21 protein-coding genes are annotated in these 23,648 nt (G+C 43.2%); 17 read left to right on the plus strand and 4 right to left on the minus strand.

The features are described from left to right. Positions 1 to 42: 42 nt before the first annotated feature. The 8 genes from L4C32_RS14325 (at position 43) to luxS (ending at position 9,894) form a co-directional block, all read left to right on the plus strand. Positions 43 to 294 carry an oxaloacetate decarboxylase subunit gamma gene (locus tag L4C32_RS14325; RefSeq protein WP_428197569.1) on the plus strand — a complete coding sequence of 84 codons (252 nt, stop codon included), beginning with the start codon at positions 43 to 45 and terminating at the stop codon, positions 292 to 294. Between the two features lie 38 nt (positions 295 to 332). Beyond that, positions 333 to 2,117 carry a sodium-extruding oxaloacetate decarboxylase subunit alpha gene (oadA, locus tag L4C32_RS14330; RefSeq protein WP_428197570.1) on the plus strand — a complete coding sequence of 595 codons (1,785 nt, stop codon included), beginning with the start codon at positions 333 to 335 and terminating at the stop codon, positions 2,115 to 2,117. Between the two features lie 10 nt (positions 2,118 to 2,127). After that, positions 2,128 to 3,258 (plus strand): sodium ion-translocating decarboxylase subunit beta, encoded by a 1,131-nt coding sequence (locus L4C32_RS14335; protein ID WP_428197571.1) that lies wholly within the window; start codon positions 2,128 to 2,130, stop codon positions 3,256 to 3,258. 106 nt (positions 3,259 to 3,364) lie between these two features. Continuing rightward, a complete protein-coding gene (locus L4C32_RS14340) occupies positions 3,365 to 4,315 on the plus strand; it encodes an NADP-dependent oxidoreductase (protein WP_428197572.1) in 951 nt (316 codons plus the stop codon). 24 nt (positions 4,316 to 4,339) lie between these two features. Next, complete coding sequence (locus tag L4C32_RS14345) at positions 4,340 to 4,771, plus strand: YqaA family protein (protein ID WP_428197573.1); 432 nt, start codon at positions 4,340 to 4,342, stop codon at positions 4,769 to 4,771. An 8-nt stretch (positions 4,772 to 4,779) separates the two neighbouring features. Beyond that, positions 4,780 to 7,629, plus strand: coding sequence for a M16 family metallopeptidase (locus L4C32_RS14350; RefSeq protein ID WP_428197574.1), 2,850 nt, complete (start codon positions 4,780 to 4,782; stop codon positions 7,627 to 7,629). Between the two features lie 113 nt (positions 7,630 to 7,742). Further along, positions 7,743 to 9,323: a glutamate--cysteine ligase gene (gene gshA, locus L4C32_RS14355; protein WP_428197599.1), complete on the plus strand. Its 1,581-nt coding sequence runs from the start codon at positions 7,743 to 7,745 to the stop codon at positions 9,321 to 9,323. 52 nt (positions 9,324 to 9,375) lie between these two features. Then, positions 9,376 to 9,894, plus strand: a complete 519-nt coding sequence (gene luxS, locus L4C32_RS14360; protein WP_428197575.1) for an S-ribosylhomocysteine lyase — start codon at positions 9,376 to 9,378, stop codon at positions 9,892 to 9,894. Between the two features lie 68 nt (positions 9,895 to 9,962). On the opposite strand, the gene L4C32_RS14365 is transcribed toward luxS, so the two are convergent. Both L4C32_RS14365 and L4C32_RS14370 read right to left on the minus strand, forming a co-directional pair. Beyond that, complete coding sequence (locus L4C32_RS14365; protein WP_428197576.1) at positions 9,963 to 11,240, minus strand: HlyC/CorC family transporter; 1,278 nt, start codon at positions 11,238 to 11,240, stop codon at positions 9,963 to 9,965. A gap of 92 nt (positions 11,241 to 11,332) precedes the next feature. Continuing rightward, the gene (locus tag L4C32_RS14370) at positions 11,333 to 12,127 is read right to left on the minus strand and encodes a cytochrome C assembly family protein (protein WP_428197577.1); all 795 of its coding nucleotides are present in this window, start codon (positions 12,125 to 12,127) and stop codon (positions 11,333 to 11,335) included. 151 nt (positions 12,128 to 12,278) lie between these two features. Between L4C32_RS14370 and ffh the strand changes: the two genes are divergently transcribed. The 8 genes from ffh to tyrA all read left to right on the plus strand — a co-directional run bounded on the left by ffh (position 12,279) and on the right by tyrA (position 18,586). Continuing rightward, positions 12,279 to 13,658, plus strand: a complete 1,380-nt coding sequence (gene ffh / locus L4C32_RS14375; protein ID WP_428197578.1) for a signal recognition particle protein — start codon at positions 12,279 to 12,281, stop codon at positions 13,656 to 13,658. Between the two features lie 158 nt (positions 13,659 to 13,816). Then, positions 13,817 to 14,065 carry a 30S ribosomal protein S16 gene (rpsP, locus tag L4C32_RS14380; protein ID WP_428197579.1) on the plus strand — a complete coding sequence of 83 codons (249 nt, stop codon included), beginning with the start codon at positions 13,817 to 13,819 and terminating at the stop codon, positions 14,063 to 14,065. Positions 14,066 to 14,069: 4 nt separating this feature from the next. Next, the gene (gene rimM / locus L4C32_RS14385) at positions 14,070 to 14,621 is read left to right on the plus strand and encodes a ribosome maturation factor RimM (RefSeq protein ID WP_428197580.1); all 552 of its coding nucleotides are present in this window, start codon (positions 14,070 to 14,072) and stop codon (positions 14,619 to 14,621) included. A gap of 24 nt (positions 14,622 to 14,645) precedes the next feature. After that, the gene (trmD, locus tag L4C32_RS14390; RefSeq protein ID WP_428197581.1) at positions 14,646 to 15,395 is read left to right on the plus strand and encodes a tRNA (guanosine(37)-N1)-methyltransferase TrmD; all 750 of its coding nucleotides are present in this window, start codon (positions 14,646 to 14,648) and stop codon (positions 15,393 to 15,395) included. A 36-nt stretch (positions 15,396 to 15,431) separates the two neighbouring features. Next, a complete protein-coding gene (gene rplS, locus L4C32_RS14395; RefSeq protein WP_428197582.1) occupies positions 15,432 to 15,785 on the plus strand; it encodes a 50S ribosomal protein L19 in 354 nt (117 codons plus the stop codon). 78 nt (positions 15,786 to 15,863) lie between these two features. Continuing rightward, positions 15,864 to 16,238, plus strand: a complete 375-nt coding sequence (locus L4C32_RS14400; protein ID WP_428197583.1) for a DUF2799 domain-containing protein — start codon at positions 15,864 to 15,866, stop codon at positions 16,236 to 16,238. 139 nt (positions 16,239 to 16,377) lie between these two features. Next, positions 16,378 to 17,451, plus strand: a complete 1,074-nt coding sequence (locus L4C32_RS14405) for a 3-deoxy-7-phosphoheptulonate synthase (protein ID WP_428197584.1) — start codon at positions 16,378 to 16,380, stop codon at positions 17,449 to 17,451. A 4-nt stretch (positions 17,452 to 17,455) separates the two neighbouring features. Continuing rightward, the gene (tyrA, locus tag L4C32_RS14410; RefSeq protein ID WP_428197585.1) at positions 17,456 to 18,586 is read left to right on the plus strand and encodes a bifunctional chorismate mutase/prephenate dehydrogenase; all 1,131 of its coding nucleotides are present in this window, start codon (positions 17,456 to 17,458) and stop codon (positions 18,584 to 18,586) included. Positions 18,587 to 18,664: 78 nt separating this feature from the next. On the opposite strand, the gene L4C32_RS14415 is transcribed toward tyrA, so the two are convergent. Then, complete coding sequence (locus L4C32_RS14415; protein ID WP_428197586.1) at positions 18,665 to 19,672, minus strand: M23 family metallopeptidase; 1,008 nt, start codon at positions 19,670 to 19,672, stop codon at positions 18,665 to 18,667. A gap of 193 nt (positions 19,673 to 19,865) precedes the next feature. Then, positions 19,866 to 21,533: an energy-dependent translational throttle protein EttA gene (ettA, locus tag L4C32_RS14420; protein WP_428197587.1), complete on the minus strand. Its 1,668-nt coding sequence runs from the start codon at positions 21,531 to 21,533 to the stop codon at positions 19,866 to 19,868. A 163-nt stretch (positions 21,534 to 21,696) separates the two neighbouring features. Here ettA and sltY point away from each other — a divergent pair, with 163 nt between their 5' ends. Next, the gene (gene sltY / locus L4C32_RS14425) at positions 21,697 to 23,643 is read left to right on the plus strand and encodes a murein transglycosylase (protein ID WP_428197588.1); all 1,947 of its coding nucleotides are present in this window, start codon (positions 21,697 to 21,699) and stop codon (positions 23,641 to 23,643) included. Positions 23,644 to 23,648 lie beyond the last annotated feature (5 nt).

Here is a 23,648-nt window from a genome sequence, read left to right on the forward strand (position 1 = left end):
ATATAATGGGTTCAACTGTCACCTAAGTAGAAAGGAAGCACGATGACAGATATAGGGAGTTTAATGTGGGAAGCGGCGGTACTGATGCTCACCGGAATGTCAGTTGTTTTCGTCTTCTTAACCACACTTGTTTACATCGTTCGATTAATGTCAAAGTTAGTACCTGAAGAGCAACTCGCTCAACCTAGAACCAATACTCAACGTACTACTTCAGCCAGTGCAGGCGTAAAGCCTGAAGTTGTTGCGGCAATCTCAGCCGCTGTTCAACAGTATAGAAGTAGCAAACTAAGCTAATCATAATTTTAAGACTTACTAAAAAGGAGTTTGTGAGCATGTCAAAACCACTTGCTATCACCGATGTCGTTCTACGCGATGCCCATCAGTCATTATTTGCAACTCGTATGCGTACCGAAGATATGTTACCGATCGCTGCTGAGTTAGATAACGTTGGCTATTGGTCATTAGAAACGTGGGGCGGAGCAACATTTGATTCGTGTATTCGTTATCTTGGTGAAGATCCTTGGGAGCGTTTAAGAGCGCTAAAACAAGCGATGCCAAAAACCCCTATGCAAATGTTACTGCGTGGACAGAATCTACTGGGTTACCGCCATTACGCTGATGATGTAGTGACTAAGTTTATTGAACGTGCTCATACGAATGGCATGGATGTTTTTAGAATTTTTGATGCCATGAACGATGTTCGAAATTTTGAAACAGCAGTTAAGGCGACAGTAGACGTTGGCGGACACGCTCAAGGCACACTCTCCTATACCACAAGCCCAGTACACAATAGTGATACTTGGGTTGATTTGGCAAAACGACTTGAAGATTTGGGTTGTCACTCGCTCTGCATCAAAGATATGTCAGGCTTACTGAAACCTTATGAAGCCGAAGAGTTAGTCTCAAGAATTAAAGCTTCATGTGATATCCCGCTTGCGCTTCATTGTCATGCAACAACAGGGCTTTCTACAGCAACTGCTGTCAAGGCAGTAGAGGCTGGGCTGGACATTCTTGATACTGCAATTTCCTCAATGAGCCAAACTTACGGTCACACACCAACCGAAACCGTAGTGGCGATGCTAGAAGGAACTGAAAGAGATACTAATTTATCCCTAGAGTCGATAGCACCGATTGCCGCGTACTTCAGAGAAGTGAGAAAGAAATACGCAAAATTTGAAGGTCAACTGAAAGGTGTTGATTCTCGTATCTTGATTGCACAAGTTCCTGGCGGCATGTTAACCAACATGGAGAGCCAGCTTAAAGAGCAGGGCGCAGCAGATCGTCTTGATGAAGTATTGCTTGAGATCCCTAAGGTACGTAAAGACCTTGGTTATATCCCTCTAGTCACACCAACATCACAAATTGTTGGATCTCAATCCGTTATTAACGTGTTGATGGGAGAGCGTTACAAAACCATCACCAAAGAGACAGCTGGTGTACTTAAGGGCGAATATGGTACGGCTCCGGCGGAAGTGAATGCAGAGCTTCAAGCACGTGTACTTGATGGTGCTGACGCGATTACTTGTCGTCCTGCAGACCTGCTTGAAGATGAACTTCATACATTAGAAAGTGAACTGCTTGAAAAAGCGAAGCAGGACAACATTACCTTAGCGGAAAACGCTATTGATGATGTATTAACTTACTCACTGTTCCCACAAGTTGGTTTGAAATTCCTTAAAAACCGTAATAACCCAAGTGCGTTTGAACCTGCTCCTGGTACTGAGCCAGAAGTAGCAGCAACACCTGTAGCAGCAACTCAAGCATCCGGTACGATAGAGAGCTATAGCGTGAAGGTTGACGGTCAAGTTTACGATGTTGAAGTCGGTCCGCAAGGAAGTGTTTCATCGGTCGCTAAAGCGTCAACTCCAGCAAAAGAAACAGCAGCGGAAGTAACCGGTGGCAAGGCTGAAGACGTGGTTGCACCACTTGCTGGAAATATTTTTCAAGTTAAGGTGAAAGTAGGCGCACAAGTTGAAGAAGGTGAAGTCATCATTGTTCTTGAAGCAATGAAGATGGAGACTGAAATCCGAGCTGCACGAGCGGGTACGGTACAGGAACTGCATGTTAAAGAGGGTGACTCAGTCACTGTCGGTCTACCTTTGTTAACGTTGGCGTAGGATATTACCCATGGATGGTTTAATAACACTCTGGTCCGAGACAGGCATAGCGAATTTTGAGTTCTCTCAAATTGTTATGTTACTCATTGGGTTTGGTTTGCTCTTTCTGGCAATTAAAAAAGGGTTTGAGCCGCTACTTCTGTTGCCAATCGGATTTGGTGCCATTTTAGCAAACATTCCCAATGCGGGGTTTACTGACCCTGGAGGTCTGCTGTATTACATCTACTACATCGGGATTGAGACTGGGGTATTCCCTCTGCTGATCTTTATGGGCGTAGGGGCAATGACAGACTTTGGTGCACTGATTGCTAACCCGAAAACACTCTGGTTAGGCGCAGCGGCACAATTAGGCATTTTTGCAACATTATTTGGTGCGATAGCGCTTAACTTAGTGCCGGGCATGGAGTTTAGCTTAGCTGATGCGTCGTCCATTGCCATTATTGGTGGTGCAGATGGACCGACTGCTATATTTTTAGCCAGTAAATTGTCACCGGATCTTTTAGGTGCAATAGCCGTGGCTGCATACAGCTATATGGCATTAGTCCCTATTATTCAACCGCCAATTATGAAGGCGTTGACGACACCCGAAGAGCGTCAGATCAAAATGGCTCAACTGCGTCATGTAGGCAAAACGGAAAAGATACTTTTCCCTTTAGCGGTACTTGTCATGACGATCTTGTTCCTACCTTCAGCGACTCCGTTAGTGGGCATGTTCTGTCTAGGTAACTTGATGAAAGAGTCCGGTGTGGTAGACCGTTTATCGAATACCGCGCAAAACGAATTGATCAATGTTGTGACGATTTTCTTAGGATTAGGGGTTGGGTCTAAACTGCAAGCTGACAAATTCTTGAATGTTGAAACATTGGGTATATTGGCGTTAGGGGCGTTAGCATTTTCTATCGGTACTGCTGGTGGTCTAATGATGGCGAAAGTACTTAATAAGTACTCAAAAGAGGACATTAACCCTCTTATTGGTGCTGCGGGAGTCTCTGCGGTTCCAATGGCTGCGCGAGTGGTCAACAAAGTTGGGCTTGAAGCGAATCCTCATAATTTCTTATTGATGCATGCAATGGGGCCAAATGTTGCAGGTGTCCTTGGTTCGGCTGTCGCTGCCGGTATTTTGCTTGCGTTAGTCGGTTAATAAGACCGCTTAACTTATCAATATGTTAAAGGAGCTGAATGGCTCCTTTTCTTTTTGCTATTATTTTAGGTATGGTAGAACGATAAATAATAATAGAGTGATCATTATGTCCGAGAATAAACATATAGTTATTTCGAAATTTGGGGATACATCGGTACTTGAAATCCAGAGTGATTCCATCCCCGAGCCCGCTGAAAATGAAGTTTTAATTCGAGTGGCATTCTCAGGGGTAAATCCAATTGATGTAAAAACTCGTGCAGGTCTTGGTTGGGCTGCAGAGCAGAATAAAGATAACTTACCGTGGACGCTCGGTTACGATGTGGCTGGTGAAGTGATTAAATGCGGCGAGAAGTGCACAAAATTCGACATTGGACAGCAAGTCGCTGGTTTTATCGGATTCCCTCTGGAGGGGGGGGGATACAGTCAATACATTAGCCTGAACGAAGAGGCAATAAGCACCATTCCAGATAGCGTGACATTAGAAGCAGCTGCAGCAATCCCTTTAGCTGGTCAAACGGCGATTCAAGCGATTAATCAAGCCAACGTTGAAGAGGGCGAAAGAGTCCTTATTTTAGCGGGGGCTGGAGGTGTAGGTCATATTGCAGTACAAGTAGCGTTGGCAAAAAAAGCGGAAGTCTACACGACATGCAGTGAAGAGAATCTCGACTTTATCGCAGGTTTAGGTGCACATGCTATCAACTATCATTTCTCACCAGTGTCGGAGCGATTGTCTGATGTTGATGTATTGATTGACTTAGTTGGTGGTGACGCAGCATTGGACGCTCTGAAGTGTTTAAAAGATGAGGCAAGAGTGGTTACTGTGCCGACATTAACGGCGGAGTTGGTCTGTGAACGAGCCACGACATTAGGTTTTAAAGCGACCGGTATGTTAGTTGCGCCGTCAACAGAGTTACTTGATGCTCTATTATATATGATTGGTATTGGCATGCTAAAAGTGGAGATCGCAGCGATTATTCCTATGCATCAGGCTGCAGAGGCACATGCACAAATTGAAACGGGCCACACTCGGGGCAAAATTGTCTTAGATATGAAATAGATTCAACGAGAATAGTGATTAAGTATGTTTTCAATGTTTAACGCTGATTCTGCATTATGGATTCTATTTAGTACTAGCTTCCTAAGTTCGACGTTGCTACCAGGTGGTTCAGAGGCTGCTCTGATAGCGACGCTTCACCTAAATGAACATGCAGTTTGGCTTATTGTCGTTGTTGCGACAATTGGCAATACACTCGGTGGCATAACCAATTATCTTTTGGGTTATTTACTTCCGGATAAAACTTCTTCTGAAAAACAGAGTCATAGAGCATTAGGCTGGATTAAAAAGCATGGTTACTGGACTCTATTACTAAGCTGGTTACCCGTTATCGGTGATCCTCTCTGTTTGGTGGCAGGGTGGCTTAGAATGCGCTTTTGGATCTGTTTGGTTATGATTTTAGCGGGCAAAGCGGCCCGTTATTCGATTCTGACTCTCATCGTCAATAAAATTCTTTAGGAACGCTGATGAAAAAGTGGCTTGTAAGCTCCCTACTTATCACAATAGTAGGATGTTCGGGGAGCAATAATGAAACCCCAATTCCAACCAAAGAGAGTGGTATTACACTTATCGAAAGTGTAACCCAAGACTCTGGTCAAAATGTCATTCCATACAGTAAATATCGACTTGATAACGGTTTAACCGTTATTTTATCTCCAGATCACTCCGATCCTTTAGTTCATGTTGATGTGACCTATCATGTTGGCTCCGCACGTGAAGATGTCGGTAAATCAGGATTTGCTCACTTCTTTGAACACATGATGTTTCAAGGATCTGACAATGTGGGCGATCAAGAACATTTTCGCTTGATCACCGAAGCGGGTGGCACATTAAACGGAACGACCAATCGAGACAGAACAAACTATTTCGAAACGGTTCCAGCCAATGAACTGGAAAAAATGTTATGGCTAGAATCCGATCGAATGGGCTTCCTCATCGATGCGGTTTCACAAAAGAAATTTGAAATTCAGCGCAGTACCGTTAAAAACGAGCGAGCGCAAAACTATGATAATCGACCATATGGGCTAATGTATGAGCGAATCGGTCAGGCGCTCTATCCGTTAAACCACCCATACTCATGGCAAACCATCGGTTATGTAGAAGATTTAGACCGAGTGGATGTGAATGACCTAAAAGCGTTCTTTTTACGCTGGTATGGACCGAATAATGCGGTCATCACTATTGGCGGGGATATAGATACCGAGCAGACGTTAGCGTGGGTGAAAAAGTATTTTGGTTCTATTCCCAAAGGACCAGAGGTTGAAAATGCGGAAAAACAGCCTGCCGTATTAACGGAAGATCGCTTTATCACGTTAGAAGATAATATTCAGCAACCCTTGGTCATGATGGCCTACCCAACCAGCTACCGTGGTGCCGAAGGTGAAGCGAATATCGATATGTTGGCCAGTACGTTAGGCCAAGGTAAAAATAGTCTTTTATATCAAGAGTTAGTGAAAACAGGAAAAACGGTTGATGCAGGAGCATTTCATGATTGTGCGGAATTATCATGTACTCTCTATGTCTATGCAATGGCTGACTCAGGTGAAGAGTCGAATCTAGCGACGACCTACCAACAGCTGCAGCAAGTGTTGAATTTGTTTGGTCAGCAAGGCGTCACCGCTGAAGATATCACTGAAATTAAAGGCAGTGCTGAAGCTGGTGCCATCTTTGGTTTGCAAAGTGTCAAAGGCAAAGTGTCACAGCTTGCTTCAAACGAAACCTTCTATAGTAACCCTAATCGCCTAGCAACAGAGCTAGCGGCTTTGCGTGCTGTTAAGCCAAAGGATGTGATGGATGCCTTTCAGCGTTATGTCGAGGGCCAACACAGCGTGGTTCTCAGCGTTGTACCTAAAGGAAAGAGTCAACTTGAAGCTCATGAGGTAAATTTCACGCCACCACAACGCAGTCTGCCTGAATACCAAAAGATCAGCGATGACGAACTGCATGTACGAAAAGGAGACGATGATTTTGACCGTTCTATCATGCCTCAGCCTTCACAGCCTGTAGAGCCTGTTGCTCCAACGTTATATCGAACTACATTGAAAAATGGCATTAAGGTGTTAGGCACCGTCGCATCTGAGACACCTACGATTGAACTAAATATTGTACTGCCTGCAGGGAACCGTTATGTCCCTATAGGAAAAGAGGGCTTAGCTGATCTTACTGCTGCACTTATGCAAGAAGATACAAGAGTACGTAGCGTAGAGGAGATTGAGAAAGCGCTCGGGACACTAGGAAGTTCAATCAGTGTCGATACGGGGTTGTACAGCACAACCATTTCTATCGCCTCTTTGACGAAAAATATTGATGCTACATTAGCCATAGCTGAAGAGATGCTGTTTAAACCAGCGATGAACGCAGCGGATTTTGACCGACTGAAAAAGCAATCCATTGAAGGCTTGGTATACGAACAGCAAAAGCCAGCATGGCTAGCGTCACAAGCGACACGACAGGTCCTGTTCTCAGGCTCTAGCTTTGCGCGCTCCTCTGATGGCACTATGGCCTCTCTACAGGGGATTACCTTGGAGGATGTAAAACAGTTCTATCAGCAGCATTACTCGCCAGAAGGAAGTTACGTGGTGGCCGTTGGTGATATTGCATTATCACCGTTAAAAGAGAAACTAGCTTTTCTACAGGACTGGGAAGGCAATGAACCTAAGATGTTGGCACCGCAGCAGTTACCTAACCTCAGTGGCCAGGCTATCTATTTAGTGGATAAACCTGACGCACCACAAAGTGTGATCCGTTTAGCAAGGCAAGGAATGCGCTTTGATGCCACAGGTGAGCTGTATAAAACCAAACTTGCTAACTTCAATTTAGCCGGTAATTTTAATAGCCGTATCAATCAAAATTTACGTGAAGATAAAGGGTACACTTACGGTGCTGGTGGGTACCTCTCTGGAACGAAAGAGCTAGGTAGTGTTGTCTTTTATGCGCAAGTGAGAGCCGATGTTACAGGTGCTTCAGTCGCGGAGTTTTTGAAAGAGCTAACCGCTTATTCGAAAGAGGGAGTCACGAAACAAGAGTTAGCGTTTATGCGCTTGGCTGTTGGGCAACAAGAGGCGTTGAGCTATGAAACACCGGGTCAAAAGGCGGGGTTATTAAGCCAAATGATGACCTACTCTCTGGATAAAGACTTCATTGAACAGCGCAATAATATTGTCGCGACCATCTCTAAGTCAGAGATTGATGAGCTCTCTAAGAAATGGTTTGAACCCTCTAAATACCAGATCATTGTCGTCGGTGACAAGAAAACAGTACAACCTCAATTAGAGTCGCTAGGTATTGAGATTCATAGTTTGAATGTCGACAAATAGACGGCAATATCATTGAGCCACGGACTATTAGCTAAAACAACAACCAGTTTCTGGTTGTTGTTTTCTTTTTTAGTATTATCATGATCAAAATTGCCTTAAATACGAGAGTCGATGTGACTGAATTCACGACACGATTACAGCTTATTGCTGAGAACCCTGAAGCCTTGAAACAGATAGGCCGAGGAGTAGAGAGAGAAGCTCTGCGTTTCACATCTGATGGTCAGCTGTCTAACAAACCTCATCCAAAAGGAGCGGGGTCTGCATTAACCAATAAGTGGATAACCACGGATTTCGCTGAATCACTGTTAGAGTTTATTACGCCGGTTTCACAGGATGTACCAACGCTGATTAATCAGTTAGAGGATATCCACCACTTTACACTCACTCAAATGGGTGATGAGAAGTTGTGGCCGCTTTCTATGCCGTGTTTTGTTGGCGAAGAAGATGATATTCAATTGGCGGATTATGGACGTTCGAATGTCGGAAAAATGAAAACGGTCTATCGCCAAGGTCTTAAAAACCGCTACGGCAGTGTAATGCAAGTGATCTCCGGAGTGCACTTTAACTTCTCTTTTCCAGACAGTTTTTGGCAGCAGCTGTTTAATGAACAATCCACTTCAGAGCGTGAAGCAGCGCAAACGGATGCCTATTTTGGTCTCATTCGTAACTACTACCGTTTTGGTTGGTTAATTCCCTACTTCTTTGGCGCATCACCCGCTCTGTGTGGTTCGTTTGTAAAAGATATCGATTCAACACTGCCATTTGAAAAAGTAGGTGGAAGTCTCTACTTACCGTATTCAACGTCGCTACGTATGAGCGATTTAGGCTACACCAATAATGCACAAAGTAGCTTGAAGATTGGGTACAACAGTTTAGATGAGTACCTAAGTGGTTTAAACAAAGCGATAAATACCTCTTCTGAAGCGTTCTCTTTGTTGGGGGAGCAACCTGAAAGCAGTAAGTTTGATGATAAGTATGTTCAGCTCAACAGCAATGTCCTGCAGATAGAAAATGAACTCTACTCTCCAATTAGGCCAAAACGAGTGGCCAACAGTGGTGAGAAACCTTCTGAGGCACTAGGCCGAGCAGGGATTGAGTATATTGAAGTTCGTTCGTTAGATGTGAATCCGTATAGCGCCGTTGGGATCACCGAAGATCAAGTGAGATTTTTGGATATGTTCCTTATTTGGGCCACATTAACCGATTCCGATTTAATGGATGATGCAGAGCTAGAATGCTGGCGTAATAATTGGAATAAAATTATCTTAGAGGGGCGTAAGCCGGGCCTAGAGTTACAAATAGGTTGCCGTGGAGAGCGTTTAACTCAAAAAGCGTGGGCTGAAAGAGTATTCTCTGAGCTGAAACAAGTTGCGGTTGTCATGGATGCAGCAATTGGTGGAGAAGCGTATCAATTGACCTGTCAAACATTAAGCAAAAGTATTGAAGACCCAGAGTTAACGATCTCAGGTCAGCTGCTAAAAGAGACGCTAGCAGGCGGCGGAATTGGTTCCGTTGGCTGTGAATTGGCGGCTAAATATCGCCAACAACATCTAGAACATCAATATAAGGTCTACTCTGAAGCGTTAATGAAAGAGGAAGCTCAGCGTTCAAGCCAAGCTCAGTCAGAGATTGAACAAGCCGATACTCTCTCATTTGATGAGTTCTTAAAAGAGTATTTTGCCTATCTTGAATAGGTAAATTGAATTACAGTGGTAAATGAAAAGTCATTAATATGGAGTAAATGGAATGCCGTTATTAGATAGCTTTACTGTCGATCATACTCGAATGGAAGCTCCAGCAGTACGTGTTGCGAAAAAAATGCAAACACCAAAAGGGGATACAATTACTGTATTTGATTTGCGTTTTTGTGCACCCAACAAAGAGATTCTGAGTGAGAAAGGGATTCATACTCTAGAGCACCTCTATGCGGGTTTCATGCGTAACCACTTGAACGGTTCCCAGGTAGAGATTATTGATATCTCGCCAATGGGATGTCGCACCGGGTTTTACATGAGCTTGATCGGTACACCATCAGAGCAGACGGTGGCCGATGCTTGGTTAGCGGCGATGGCGGATGTCCTTAAGGTGGAGTCACAAAACAAGATCCCTGAGCTTAATGAGTACCAGTGTGGAACCTATGAAATGCACTCTTTAGAGGAAGCTAAATCGATCTCTAAGAACATTATTGATGCTGGGGTTCGTGTGAATCAAAATGATGAGCTAGCACTGCCTGACTCAATGCTCAAAGAGCTAAAAATTGACTGATCGTTTGTGATATCGCATCCATAAAAAAAAGAGCTTATTCAGCTCTTTTTTTATACGCAATATGCGGGTTACTCTTCTGGCAACTCTTCCGGCGGATAGACTTTTACTTGTGTGATTTTGTTTTCAGTCACGTCGATGATTTCCATCAGGTGCTGTTCAAGATTGACCGTTATATTGCTTTCTGGAATATCTTCAAGGTGCTCTAAGATCAAACCGTTGAGTGTTCTTGGCCCATCTGTTGGCAGTGACCACTGTAAACTCTTATTCAGATCTCGAATGTTAACGCTACCCTCAATGATATAACTACCATCAGGTTGAGCAGTAATCTCTTCTGCTAGGGTTGGTGCAATTGATGTTGTGAACTCACCGACAATCTCCTCAAGAATATCCTCAAGAGTGATTAAGCCTTGAATATCACCATACTCATCCACAACCAAACCAATACGTTCATTATTTCTTTGAAACTTCAGAAGTTGAATGTTCAAAGGGGTATTTTCTGGAATGAAATAGACCTCATCAGCCGCTTTTAACAGCGTCTCTTTGGTGAACTCATTCTTCTCAAGCATCAGTCGATACGCTTCACGCAGGCGCAGCATGCCAACCACTTCATCAATCTGATCGCGATAGAAAACTAATCGACCATGAGAGGAGTGAGTTAACTGTCTGACAATTGATTTCCAATCATCGTTAACATCAATACCGGAGATCTCATTACGTGGGATCATGATGTCGTTTACGGTAACATGCTCCAGATCTAAAATGGAAATCAGCATATCTTGATGTCGACGAGGGATGAGAGCCCCCGCTTCACCAACGACGGTCCGTAGTTCATCAGAGCTTAAGTGGTCTTTATTAGCGTGACTACTTTTAAGTCCTAAGAGGTGCAAAAATCCATTGGTGATAAGGTTTACCAACAGCACTAAAGGGGAGAGCAGTTTCATTAACACCTTTAATAGGTGACTACTGAAAAAAGAGATTTTTTCTGGGTGCATCGCTGCCAATGTTTTTGGTGTAACTTCGGCAAAAACGAGAATTACTAGGGTAAGAGCACCAGTAGCGATCGCAACGCCGTAATCTCCATAGAGTCGCATCCCTATGATGGTTGCGATGGCTGAAGCCAATATATTAACTAAATTATTACCAATCAGTATTAAACCAATTAGACGATCAGGACGAGTTAACAGACGTTCTACTCGTTGTGCTCCTTTGTGCCCGTGATTTGCTAGATGTTTTAATCGATAGCGATTAAGAGACATCATTGCGGTTTCTGAGCTCGAGAAGTAGGCAGAGATGATGATCAGTACAATAAGTATGCTAAAGAGGGCACCTGTAGAGATGTCGTCCAATTACTTTTCCTTTTTTAGTGGTATGAAGTTATTAACTACTAATTTGCTATGTAGTGCAAATAATTTATAAAGAGAGCGTAACAAAATAGAGGTTATTGCAAAATGATCTCTTGCACAAATCGACTACCAAAGTAGGCCAATGTCATGAGTGTTGACCCTGCGAGACAGAACCAGAGCGTCTTTTTCCCTCTCCAGCCTTTATAGTGATGGCCCCAAATAAGAACAGAAAAGACAATCCAAGCGAGAAATGAGAATACAGCCTTATGAGCTTTTCCTTGTTCTATCATGTCTTGTACGAAGAATAGACCAGTAGCAAGGGTTAAGCTGAGCAGAATAGTACCGACTAAAACAATGTTGAAAAACTGTCTTTCAACCATCATTAATGGCGGAAGATTGGGGTTGATGGTTAAAGACTTTTTGCTTTTTAATTTATGATCCAACCAAGAGAGTTGAATCGAGTATAGCGTGGCAATCGTCAATGTGGCGTAAGCAAATAGCGCCAGGGAAATATGGAACAACAGTGAGATGTGCGTCTCTAAATGAGTGATGAAGGTTCCCGGTAAAAACGTGGCGGCTAACAGATTGATGGCTGAAAAGCTGTATATAACGGGTAATAAAAACCAAACTCTCACCTTGAGCATTGCAATGCTCATAACTAGTGAGATAATAAAGCTGATAAGCAACGCCACATTTAAGATACTAAGATTTTGTCCCGTATCATCAAGGATCAAATCTTGTAATAAAATGGCATGCAGAGATATGGCTAAAACGGCAAACATAAAAACAGTTTTGGTTTTTATGCCGTTAGGGCTAGCAAGACCTGGAACCACAAAGCTTAAGGCTAAAAAGTAAAACAAGGTAGCGGCTAACGCGATTGACATATCCATATACAGAGTCACTAATCTTAAAAATGAAGATAATTGTTTACGATTATACCTTGCTCTGATGTGAGTCGCTATCAGTAGATCTAATTGATACTGAAACTAATTTTTTTAATGCGCTATAATCGCATTAAATATCGCACTAAAGGCGAACAAGATGTTTGATAATTTAACGGACAGACTATCCAGTACACTGAAGAACATCAGTGGCAAAGGTCGACTCACTGATGAGAATATTAAAGAGACACTGCGTGAAGTTAGAATGGCGCTGCTTGAAGCGGATGTTGCTCTTCCTGTCGTACGTGACTTTGTAAAGCGAATTAAAGAGAGAGCGGTTGGGGTTACCGTCTCAAAAAGCCTAACACCTGGCCAAGAGTTCATAAAGATTGTACAAGCTGAATTAGAAGCCATCATGGGCGAATCTAACGAAGCCCTAGACCTCTCTTGTCAGCCTCCAGCTGTGATTTTAATGGCTGGATTACAAGGGGCTGGTAAAACAACCAGTGTAGCAAAACTGGCGAAGTTACTGACTGAACGTGATAAGAAAAAAGTGATGGTGGTTTCAGCGGATGTCTACCGTCCCGCTGCGATCAAACAGCTTGAAACCTTAGCCGAAGATGTTGGCGTAGGTTTCTTCCCCTCTTCTGCGGATCAAAAACCAGTAGATATCGCACACGCTGCCATAGCGGAAGCTAAACTTAAGTTCTTTGATGTCTTAATTGTGGATACCGCGGGTCGATTAGCGGTTGATACCAATATGATGGAGGAGATCCAACACCTTCATAAAGCGGTTAATCCAGTTGAAACTCTGTTTGTGGTTGATGCCATGACGGGGCAAGATGCAGCGAACACGGCAAAGGCATTTGGAGAGACGCTACCATTAACAGGGGTGATATTAACCAAGGTTGATGGTGATGCTCGAGGTGGTGCTGCACTGTCTGTTCGTCATGTGACGGGTAAACCGATTAAATTCTTAGGTGTCGGTGAAAAAACTGATGCGTTGGAAGCCTTTCATCCACAACGAGTTGCGTCGCGCATCTTAGGAATGGGTGATGTTCTCTCTTTGATTGAAGATTTAGAAAAAAATGTCGATCAAGAGAAAGCCGCGAAAATGGCGAAGAAGTTCAAAGAGAAAAAAGGCTTTGATCTTGAAGATTTTCGTGAGCAGCTAGGGCAGATGAAAAACATGGGCGGAATGGCAGGCATGATGGATAAACTGCCAGGTATGTCAAAAATCCCTGATAACGTTAAAGATCAAGTGGGTGATAAAACCTTTGTTCAGATGGAAGCGATCATCAACTCGATGACTCTGAAAGAGCGTCAAAGACCTGAGCTGATTAAAGGTTCGCGTAAAAAACGTATCGCAGCAGGGTCAGGCACTCAGGTTCAAGACGTTAACAGAATGCTTAAGCAATTTACCCAAATGCAAAAAATGATGAAAAAAATGCAGAAAGGTGGAATGAAGGGAATGATGCGCAACATGCAAGGCATGATGGGCGGAATGGGCGGCATGGGCGGCGGTTTTCCTGGTCGTTAGTCGTTGATATTTTATCCCCCTATGAAAATAGTGGTGAAAAAATAGCTAAAGCAGTTGCATTGACTCGGAGAAAGAGTAAAATTCCGAGGCTTTATTTTGGCACGAGGCCCCGTAAACAAATTCGGGGCCGATTTTATTTAAGTAATAAAGAGGACGATATGGTTACCATTCGTTTAGCACGTCACGGCGCTAAGAAGCGTCCATTCTACCAAATCGTTGTAGCTGACCAGCGCTATAAAGCAACAGGTCGTTACATTGAGAAAGTAGGTTTCTTTAACCCGCTAGCTAAAGGACAGGAAGAAGGTCTTCGTTTAGATCTTGACCGCGTTGACCATTGGGTCGGCGAAGGTGCTGGTCTGTCTGATCGCGTAGCAAAACTAGTTAAAGACGCGAAAAAAGCGGCTTAATTTAGTGTCGGTTGAAGGTAAAGAATCAATGAGTAAGCAAGACGAAATTATTGTTGTAGGTAAGTTTGGATCTTCCTATGGTATTCGTGGTTGGTTGAAAGTGGTTTCTTACACAGATATAGCTGAAAACATTTTTGATTATAAACCCTTACATGTAAATGTTCGGGGTGAGTGGGTCGAGATCTCTGTTGAGAGCTGGAAACGCCACAAAGGTTTGGTCTGCAAACTGGATGGATTAGATGTTCGAGAAGAAGCTCAAACATACACTAATCTTGAAATTGGAGTTGCTGCCAGCGCTTTACCAAAATTGTCAGAAGATGAGTTCTACTGGCGTGAATTATTTGGAATGGAAGTGACCAACGTTCAAGGCTACGGTCTTGGCGAGGTCGTAGACCTAATGGAAACGGGTTCCAATGATGTTTTGGTAGTCAAAGCAAACCTCAAAGATGCTTTTGGTAAAAAGGAACGCTTAATCCCGTTTCTTGATGGGCAGGTAATCAAATCAATTGATCGCACTGCTCAACGGATCGAAGTTGACTGGGATCCTGGATTCTAGCCCCTAAGTATAGCGAGTGAACACATGTGGGTTGGCGTAATAAGCCTCTTTCCTGAAATGTTCCGAGCGGTTACTGATTTTGGGGTCACTAGCCAAGCGGTTAAAAAAGGTTTGTTGTCATTAGAAACATGGAATCCTCGAGATTTCACTTATGACAAACATCGTACTGTCGATGACAGACCTTACGGTGGCGGCCCTGGTATGTTGATGATGGTTCAGCCTTTGCGCGATGCCATAACAACCGCCAAACAGTCTGCCCCGGGAAAGACGAAAGTAATATACCTATCACCTCAAGGCCGTAAGCTGGATCAAGCGGGTGTTGAGGAGTTGGCAACAAATGACAATTTATTGCTTATTTGTGGCCGCTATGAAGGTATCGATGAGCGCATAATACAGTCTGAAGTTGATGAAGAATGGTCAATTGGAGATTTTGTGCTTACAGGTGGTGAACTACCCGCCATGACGTTAATCGATTCTGTCGCTAGGTTTATTCCTGGTGTATTAGGAGACTTTGCGTCAGCAGAAGAGGACTCTTTTGCAAATGGCTTGTTAGATTGTCCACATTACACTCGTCCTGAAGCGTTAGATGGAGTTGAAGTGCCTAAGGTACTGAAATCCGGAAACCATCAGGATATTCGTCTGTGGCGACTACAACAGTCGTTAGGCCGAACTTGGTTAAGAAGACCAGAGCTCTTGGAAAATCTAGCTCTGACTGACGAACAGGAATTATTACTTGCTCAGTTCATTCGTGAACATAAGCAGAGTAATAGTTAAGAAATTAGTATCAGTTTATTCTAGGATATTATTACAATGAGTAACATCATCAAGGCTCTTGAAGAAGAGCAACTAAGACAAGACATACCTAAATTTGCTCCAGGTGATACTGTAGTAGTTCAGGTTAAAGTAAAAGAAGGTGAGCGTGAGCGTACACAGGCATTCGAAGGCGTTGTAATCGCAGTTCGTAACCGTGGACTTCACTCTGCATTCACAGTTCGTAAAATCTCGAACGGTGAAGGCGTTGAGCGTTCTTTCCAAACTCACTCACCTATCATTGACAGCATTACTGTCAAGCGTCGTGGTGCAGTACGTCGTGCCAAGTTGTACTACCTACGTGAGCGTTCTGGTAAGTCAGCTCGTATCAGAGAGAAACTTACTAAGAAGTAACGCACACGAGACGATTGTCAAAAGTGCTATAAAAGGTGTGCTGTTTTCAGCACACCTTTTTTCATATGAGGGATTATAATGAAAAAGTGTCTATTAGCTTTAACGGTGATTACTTTGGTCGGTTGCAGTAGTGGCATCAGTGAATTGGCAAAAGAGGGACGCTGGCAAGAACTTGGTTTTCGTGATGGCTCTAAAGGGTTGAATCAAAGAACGCCGAACCGTTTGAGTGAGCTAGGTGAAAATAGTACTCAATCTGTGGATTACTCATCTTATGAAGAGGGCTATTTAACGGGCATTTCTGAGTACTGTAATCCAAATCATGCCTATCAAATCGGCCTATCGGGCCAAAGTTATAATGGAGTGTGTGACAGCGAGGAAGACTCACAACGTTTTCGAATGGAGTGGCAGCGAGGATGGGGTGATTATAACGTAGGCGATAACGATCATTATTAGTTAACTGTAAATTTATATTTACAGCTATGTTTTTATTGCTTTACACTTGCAATGAGCTGAGAACTTGTTATCTTGTGTTTACAGCGTTTGTTAACGATGAAAAACAATTTTGGAAAGTTAAGTTTACAGGGTGTTTGAGATGAAAAAGAGTCCATTAAGTAATATTCACATTAGTAATGAACAAGTGTTGATTACGCCAAATCAACTAAAAGAGAAGTTGCCACTGAGTGACAAAGCGCGTCAGTTTATTCAAACCTCCCGTGAAACAATCTCAAACATTATCCATAAAAAAGATCACCGCTTATTGGTCGTTTGTGGCCCTTGTTCAATCCATGACATTGATGCCGCGCTGGAGTATGCAAAGAAATTTAAAGCGTTGTCTGAGCAGTTAGGCGATCAAATATACATGGTGATGCGAGTCTACTTTGAAAAACCGAGAACTACAGTTGGATGGAAAGGATTGATTAACGATCCTCATTTAGATGGTTCCTTTGACGTTGAGGGTGGGTTACATATCGCCAGAGAGTTATTGGTTCAACTGTCTGAAATGGAGATTCCATTAGCCACAGAAGCATTAGACCCTATCTCACCGCAGTACATTGGTGACACATTCAGTTGGGCTGCTATTGGTGCAAGAACCACAGAATCACAAACTCACCGTGAGATGGCCAGCGGCCTTTCTGTGCCGGTAGGATTTAAAAATGGTACTGACGGTAGCCTTTCTACTGCAATTAATGCTATGCAAGCAGCAGCGTCAGGGCACAAGTTCATGGGGATCAACCGTGAAGGACAAGTCGCTCTTCTGAATACTCAAGGAAACCCAGACGGTCATGTGATTTTACGTGGTGGTCCACAGACTAACTATGACTCTGTCTCTGTCACTGAGTGCGAGCAAGAGATGGCCAAGTCAGATTTAGATGCCTCATTGATGATTGACTGCAGTCATGCAAATTCACGTAAAGATTACCGCAGACAGACACTCGTTGCTGAAGATGTTATCCATCAAATAAGAGAAGGCAACCGTTCAATTATTGGTTTAATGATTGAAAGCCATCTTAATGAAGGCAATCAATCTGCCGATCTGCCTAGAAATGAGATGGAGTACGGTGTTTCAATCACCGATGCTTGTATTAACTGGGCAGTAACTGAGACACTACTACGTCATACGCACAAAGAATTGGTACCATTTTTAGAAGATCGTTTGAAAGGATAGGGTGATGTCAGCGGAGCTGGACGAGTTAAGAGTCGATATTGATGATGTAGATAAGCAGATGGTTGAGCTATTAGCTCGACGTCTGGCTTTGGTGGAAAAAGTAGGTGAAGTTAAGAGTAAACATGGCCTCCCTATTTATGTACCTGAGCGTGAAGCGGCAATGTTGGCCTCGCGCCGTGAAGAGGCTGAGAGTAAAGGGGTACCTGGTGCTCTGATAGAAGATATCCTTCGTCGTACCATGCGAGAGTCTTACAGCAGTGAAAATGACTCTGGTTTTAAGTGCTTAAAACCGACACTTAAACCGATAGTGATTGTGGGTGGTCATGGGCAACTTGGTGGTCTGTTTGCACGCATGTTCTCTCTGTCTGGCTATGAGGTTAGAATTTTAGGTCGTAATGACTGGGATCGTGCCGATCAGATTTTATCGGATGTAGGTATGGTGGTGATTTCAGTTCCGATTGATCTTACTGAAGAGACGATTCTTAAGCTGAAAAACTTACCAGCGGATTGCATTTTGTGTGATCTAACCTCTGTTAAACGTCGGCCTTTACAGGCCATGTTAGAAGTACACAGTGGCCCGGTGGTAGGGCTGCATCCCATGTTTGGACCTGATATTCCAAGTTTGGCTAAGCAGGTCATTGTATGCTGTGAAGGACGCTATCCTGAGCAGTATGCCTGGTTAAAAGAGCAGTTTCAGATTTGGGGAGCAACGATTAGAGACATTGATGCGATGGATCATGACAACGGTATGACTTTGATTCAAGCACTTCGTCACTTTACCTCTTTCGCTTATGGTCTCCACCTTTCTCAAGAAGATCCCAATATTGAGCAATTACTGAGTTTAAGCTCACCAATTTACCGGTTAGAGATTGCCATGGTGGGTCGTTTGTTTGCTCAAGATCCAAATCTGTATGCTGATATTATTATGTCTGCACCAGAGAATTTGGAGATGATAAAACGCTTCCATCAACGCTTTGGTGATGCAATATCCCTTTTAGAAAATAAAGACAAACCTCAGTTTGTTGAGTCATTTAAAGAGGTTGAAACGTGGTTTGGCGATTACTCACAACAGTTTATGAAAGAGAGTAAGAACCTACTTAGACAAGCTCATGATGCCATTCATCGCGAGAGTTAATCAGCACGTTATATAAACATCTACAGCAATAAAAATGCCGTGATAATTCACGGCATTTTTGTCTCTAATTCATTGGGATTAGTGATTTTTTGCGACGATATCCGATTCAATATTAGCGACCGTTTTTTGATCTTTTATGGTTGGGATTTGCGTTAACTGAACCTGCATTTTCACTAGGTTGTTGAATACCGCCACCAAAGGTTGCCACTTTATGCTGCGTTCCTTTTCAAAAAGCAGTTCAAATTTATCCGGTGTCCAGTCCATAAATGGTTGGGGGTTGATAGCTCGTCTTAAAAATCGCACTTCATAATGCAGGTGCGAACCTGTTGAATCGCCGGAATTACCGCATTTAGCAATAAGATCGCCTTTTTTAACAAACTGTCCCATCTTTACATTGAAGCCTTGTAGATGCGCATACATGGTCATGAAACCAAAGCTATGCTGAACCTTCAATAGATTGCCATACCCTTTATTACTCGGTCGAACATACTCGACAACACCATCCGCGGGTGAAAAAATTTCAGTTCCGCGCTTACAGGTCATGTCTATGCCTAGGTGGTTATGACGCTTCTTAGTAATTGGGTTGGTCCTACGGCCAAATTTTGAAGAGTATCGGCTGATTTCAAGAGGGATACCGTTAGGGATCATCCGAAACATGGTTGAACGGACTGATGAGTCGATGACCGCAGTATCAATACGCTTTTCTAATACCTGTTCAAATGAAGATTGTCGCTCTTCTTCTGGATTGCTATTGATCCCTAAGACGGATTCAACGTCATGAACTCGTTGTTCTAAAACCAGCAGATCACTCTGCTTTTGTGCTAATTGCTTAATTAACTCATTACGATTGAGGTTTTTCTCTTGAAGTTTCCCAAGCAGCGCTTGCTGGTCGCTCTCTAGCTCAGTGATCGCTTGAGAGGAGACGGTGCTTTTGAAATAGAAGTGCTTAACGGCAATGGTGGTTAACACTAAAGACAAAATAATGGTGACAAGGGATGAGAACACAATGTTTCGAGTCTTTTTAGAAACCGAAATAAAGTGAGTGCCTTTGTTGTGTGAGATGGAGATTCGAAAGTTATCAGGCATAAATAGTGTATGGAGTACTGTAAATTAGCGATTAGTAGACAAGTTATATCACGAAAGAGAAAAATGAAACGTTTTTGCTGTCTTGGAATTGAACTAAGTTACCATTATTACCTTGTCGGTTTTGTAAATTGTGATATCAGGACTGAAAGGCAGCATTAAAGCCAATATTCTTGGCTTTAATGCTGTGGAGTCACTATTTACTTATACGCTTATATTTTATGCGGTGAGGTTCCGCAGCTTGAGCACCTAGTGTTTTCTTAATCCAATCACTGTACTCCGTATAGTTACCTTCAAAGAAGTTCACTTGGCCTTCATCGCGATAATCTAAAATGTGAGTTGCAATACGGTCTAAGAACCAACGGTCATGTGAGATAACCATGGCACAACCAGGGAACTCAAGAAGAGCCTCTTCCAGTGCTCGCAATGTCTCAACATCTAAGTCATTGGTCGGTTCATCGAGTAACAGAACATTACCACCCGTTTTAAGAAGCTTCGCTAAGTGAACACGGTTACGTTCACCACCAGAGAGGTCGCCAATGCGCTTCTGCTGATCATTGCCTCTGAAGTTAAAGCGCGAGCAGTAAGCTCTAGATTGAACTTCGTAGTTGTTGATACGGATAATATCGGAGCCTTCAGAGATCTCTTGGAAAACCGTATTGTCATCGTTCATGCTGTCGCGGAACTGGTCAACAGACGCTAACTTCACCGTATCACCCAGTTCAATGGAACCAGAATCTGCTTCTTCTGTGCCGCTTAACATTTTAAACAGTGTTGATTTACCGGCGCCATTGGCACCAATAATTCCGACAATAGCGCCTTTAGGCATACTAAAGCTAAGATCATCGATCAAGACGCGATCACCAAACGATTTGGTTAGGTTGGTCACTTCAAGAACTTTGTCACCTAAGCGTTCACCGGGTGGGATAAACAGCTCATTGGTCTCATTTCGTTTTTGGTAGTCGCCAGTACTCAGTTCTTCAAATCGAGCCATACGCGCTTTTGATTTAGCTTGGCGTCCTTTCGGATTTTGACGAACCCACTCCAGCTCTTTGGCAATGGTCTTTTGGCGAGCATTTTCGGTAGAGGCTTCTTGCTTCAAACGGTCATCTTTCTGTTCTAGCCATGAGGTGTAGTTGCCTTCCCAAGGGATCCCTTCACCACGGTCAAGTTCAAGAATCCAACCAGCAGCATTATCAAGGAAATAACGGTCATGGGTAATTGCCACAACGGTTCCGCTGTAATCTACCAAGAAGTGCTCTAACCAAGCCACAGACTCTGCATCCAAGTGGTTGGTCGGTTCATCAAGGAGCAACATGTCAGGCTTTTCTAGTAGCAGCCGGCAAATAGCTACACGGCGGCGTTCACCACCAGATAGAAGCTCAATCTTAGCGTCCCACTCTGGAAGCCTTAATGCATTGGCTGCACGTTCGAGCGCGTTTTCTAAGTTATGACCATCTTTTGATTGAATCAGCGCTTCAAGTTCGCCCTGCTCTTTGGCTAGTGCATCAAAATCAGCCCCTTCTTCTGCGTAAGCGGCATACACTTCATCAAGGCGAGTTAATGCACCAGCGACATCAGAAACAGCTTCTTCAACAATCTCGCGAACGGTTTTTGACTCATCTAGAACCGGCTCTTGAGGTAAATAACCTACTTTTAGACCGGATTGCGGGCGTGCTTCGCCATCAATATCGGTATCAAGGCCAGCCATAATTTTAAGAAGTGTTGATTTACCTGAGCCATTTAAGCCCAATACGCCAATTTTTGCGCCTGGGAAGAAACTGAGAGAGATGTCTTTAAGGATTTGTCTTTTCGGGGGCACAATTTTGCTCACCCTAGACATTGTATATACGTATTCAGCCATAACCGATTAAGTCTCAATAATGTTGATTAATGAAAATGATTCCAAAACTTTGAAGTCGTTTGATAGTTTTACTAATATTGATACAAAGTTTACCAGTTTTAAATGCAAATTTCGGTTTAAAATGGATATAAATCTATTCAGTTGTTAAAGGGTCCCAATAAGTATGACGTTACGTGGACATTGCCTACAGATTCGAAAGAGAGTCGCATTCACAATTACTCTAATTGTTGCTTTTAGTGCGCAAACTAATGCAACAACAGCGGTAGAGCAGCAACGACAAAACTATAAATTAGCGCAACAGAGCTTAGCAAATAATGATTTTAACGAGTATCAACGACTTCGTAAAAAATTAGAACACTATTCGTTAACGCCCTATCTTGATTACTCCTTTCTACTAAAGAAGTTGGAGCAGAAAACGCCAGATGAAATTAGCTCTTTTTCTAAACAGTATGATGAGCTCCCTTTTGTGAGTTCGCTGCCTTATTACTACTTAACAACGTTAGGTAGCCGTAAAAGATGGGATGACTTTACCGAGTACTTCCCGAACGAACCGCATAGTGAAAATCTACGATGTTATTACTTCCGGGCAAAATTGGCACAAGGTGAAGAGAAAGCCGCGTGGCAAGGCGCCAATAAGTTGTGGTTAAAAGGCACCTCGATTGATGATGCCTGTGACCCGTTAATTAAAGCGTGGAACAGTGCAAATCAACTGACAGATGAGTTGATTTTACAAAGAATGTTATTGGTCTTTGAGCAGAAAAATGCAGGGTTACTAAAACACTTGAATTCAAAGCTGAACAGTAAGGATAGTGAGAAAATGGGTCGCGACATTCTCGACCTATATCAGAACCCGCAAACAGTGGCTGAATTCTCCAAACGAAGTAAAGTGACTGCATTAAATCAACGCTTAGTGGAAATCAGCTACAAACGACTGGTTAGAAAAGACATTAAAGAGGCGGTTAAGCAGTACCCGCTGACGGTGACTGGACAGCACCTTTCTGCAGAAACCATGCAATCACTCTCCGAATACGCGGCTTTTCGTCTGTTTACCACCAGTAATGATGAACTGATTACTTGGCGAGATAAAGTGATCGAGAACGCATCATCGATCAAGTTGATTGAACGTAGAATTCGCTTAGCGGTGCAGGAAGTCGATTGGAAGGGGATTGAACGTTGGGTTGCTCTGCTGCCTAAAGAGGAGCGACTCAGTCTGCGTTGGCAGTATTGGAAAGCGAGAGCGGAACTAGAAACGGGCAAAGAGAGTGAAGGCAAAGAACGACTTGCTAAACTGCTCGGCCAACGTAATTTTTACAGTGTAGCAGCGGCGAATGCGTTGAATAAACCGATTCGCTATCCGATGAGGGTGGCAGCCAATAGCTTTGAAAATATTGCACAGTTTGAACCGTCATTACTTCGTATTAAAGAGTTATTAATCCTCGATAAGTTCTCATCTGCTAGATCCGAATGGCAATATTTATTAAAACGAAGTGATGAAAAACAGGCCTTAGAGCTTGCTTCGTATGCCTCAGAGCAGCGCTGGCCCCATTTCACTGTATTGGCCACTATCAAGGGCCGATTGTGGGGGCATATTAGTTTACGTTTTCCCATTGCACATCAAGGGTGGTTTGACATATACAGCGATCAATCCAGTGTGGATAAAATTACTATGATGGCGCTATCTAGACAAGAGAGTGCGTTGTTCCCACAAGCTAACTCACCTGTTGGGGCAAGAGGTCTTATGCAGATCATGCCAACAACCGCGAGATATACTGCTAAAAAGATGGGGATTACATATCAAGGGGACGACAGTCTATATGATATTTCAGTCAATATGGATATTGGTAGTAGTTATTTGAAAGGCTTACTTGAGCAGTACGAAGATAACCGTATATATGCTTTAGCAGGTTATAACGCCGGACCTCATCGAGTGAAACAGTGGCGTAAAAGAACCAATGGTGAACTTGATGCTTATGCATTCATTGAGTCTATCCCGTTCAAAGAGACACGCGGTTATGTACAGAATATCTTGATGTTTGAGACTTACTATCGTGATCTTTTAGGCGTCAAGGGAAGCTTTTTGAGTCAAAGTGAGCGGAAAACACGATATTAACACTA

Origin of the sequence: Aliivibrio kagoshimensis, from assembly GCF_050337105.1 — a bacterium.
Lineage (GTDB): Bacteria > Pseudomonadota > Gammaproteobacteria > Enterobacterales > Vibrionaceae > Aliivibrio_A > Aliivibrio_A kagoshimensis.

Bases quoted from the DNA above. Each gene is read 5' to 3' on its own strand.
- L4C32_RS14325 (WP_428197569.1), top strand. From the start codon at position 43: ATGACAGATATAGGGAGTTTAATGTGGGAAGCGGCGGTACTGATGCTC.
- oadA (WP_428197570.1), top strand. From the start codon at position 333: ATGTCAAAACCACTTGCTATCACCGATGTCGTTCTACGCGATGCCCAT.
- L4C32_RS14335 (WP_428197571.1), top strand. From the start codon at position 2,128: ATGGATGGTTTAATAACACTCTGGTCCGAGACAGGCATAGCGAATTTT.
- L4C32_RS14340 (WP_428197572.1), top strand. From the start codon at position 3,365: ATGTCCGAGAATAAACATATAGTTATTTCGAAATTTGGGGATACATCG.
- L4C32_RS14345 (WP_428197573.1), top strand. From the start codon at position 4,340: ATGTTTTCAATGTTTAACGCTGATTCTGCATTATGGATTCTATTTAGT.
- L4C32_RS14350 (WP_428197574.1), top strand. From the start codon at position 4,780: ATGAAAAAGTGGCTTGTAAGCTCCCTACTTATCACAATAGTAGGATGT.
- luxS (WP_428197575.1), top strand. From the start codon at position 9,376: ATGCCGTTATTAGATAGCTTTACTGTCGATCATACTCGAATGGAAGCT.
- L4C32_RS14370 (WP_428197577.1), bottom strand. From the start codon at position 12,127: ATGGATATGTCAATCGCGTTAGCCGCTACCTTGTTTTACTTTTTAGCC.
- ffh (WP_428197578.1), top strand. From the start codon at position 12,279: ATGTTTGATAATTTAACGGACAGACTATCCAGTACACTGAAGAACATC.
- rpsP (WP_428197579.1), top strand. From the start codon at position 13,817: ATGGTTACCATTCGTTTAGCACGTCACGGCGCTAAGAAGCGTCCATTC.
- trmD (WP_428197581.1), top strand. From the start codon at position 14,646: ATGTGGGTTGGCGTAATAAGCCTCTTTCCTGAAATGTTCCGAGCGGTT.
- rplS (WP_428197582.1), top strand. From the start codon at position 15,432: ATGAGTAACATCATCAAGGCTCTTGAAGAAGAGCAACTAAGACAAGAC.
- L4C32_RS14400 (WP_428197583.1), top strand. From the start codon at position 15,864: ATGAAAAAGTGTCTATTAGCTTTAACGGTGATTACTTTGGTCGGTTGC.
- L4C32_RS14405 (WP_428197584.1), top strand. From the start codon at position 16,378: ATGAAAAAGAGTCCATTAAGTAATATTCACATTAGTAATGAACAAGTG.
- tyrA (WP_428197585.1), top strand. From the start codon at position 17,456: ATGTCAGCGGAGCTGGACGAGTTAAGAGTCGATATTGATGATGTAGAT.
- L4C32_RS14415 (WP_428197586.1), bottom strand. From the start codon at position 19,672: ATGCCTGATAACTTTCGAATCTCCATCTCACACAACAAAGGCACTCAC.
- ettA (WP_428197587.1), bottom strand. From the start codon at position 21,533: ATGGCTGAATACGTATATACAATGTCTAGGGTGAGCAAAATTGTGCCC.
- sltY (WP_428197588.1), top strand. From the start codon at position 21,697: ATGACGTTACGTGGACATTGCCTACAGATTCGAAAGAGAGTCGCATTC.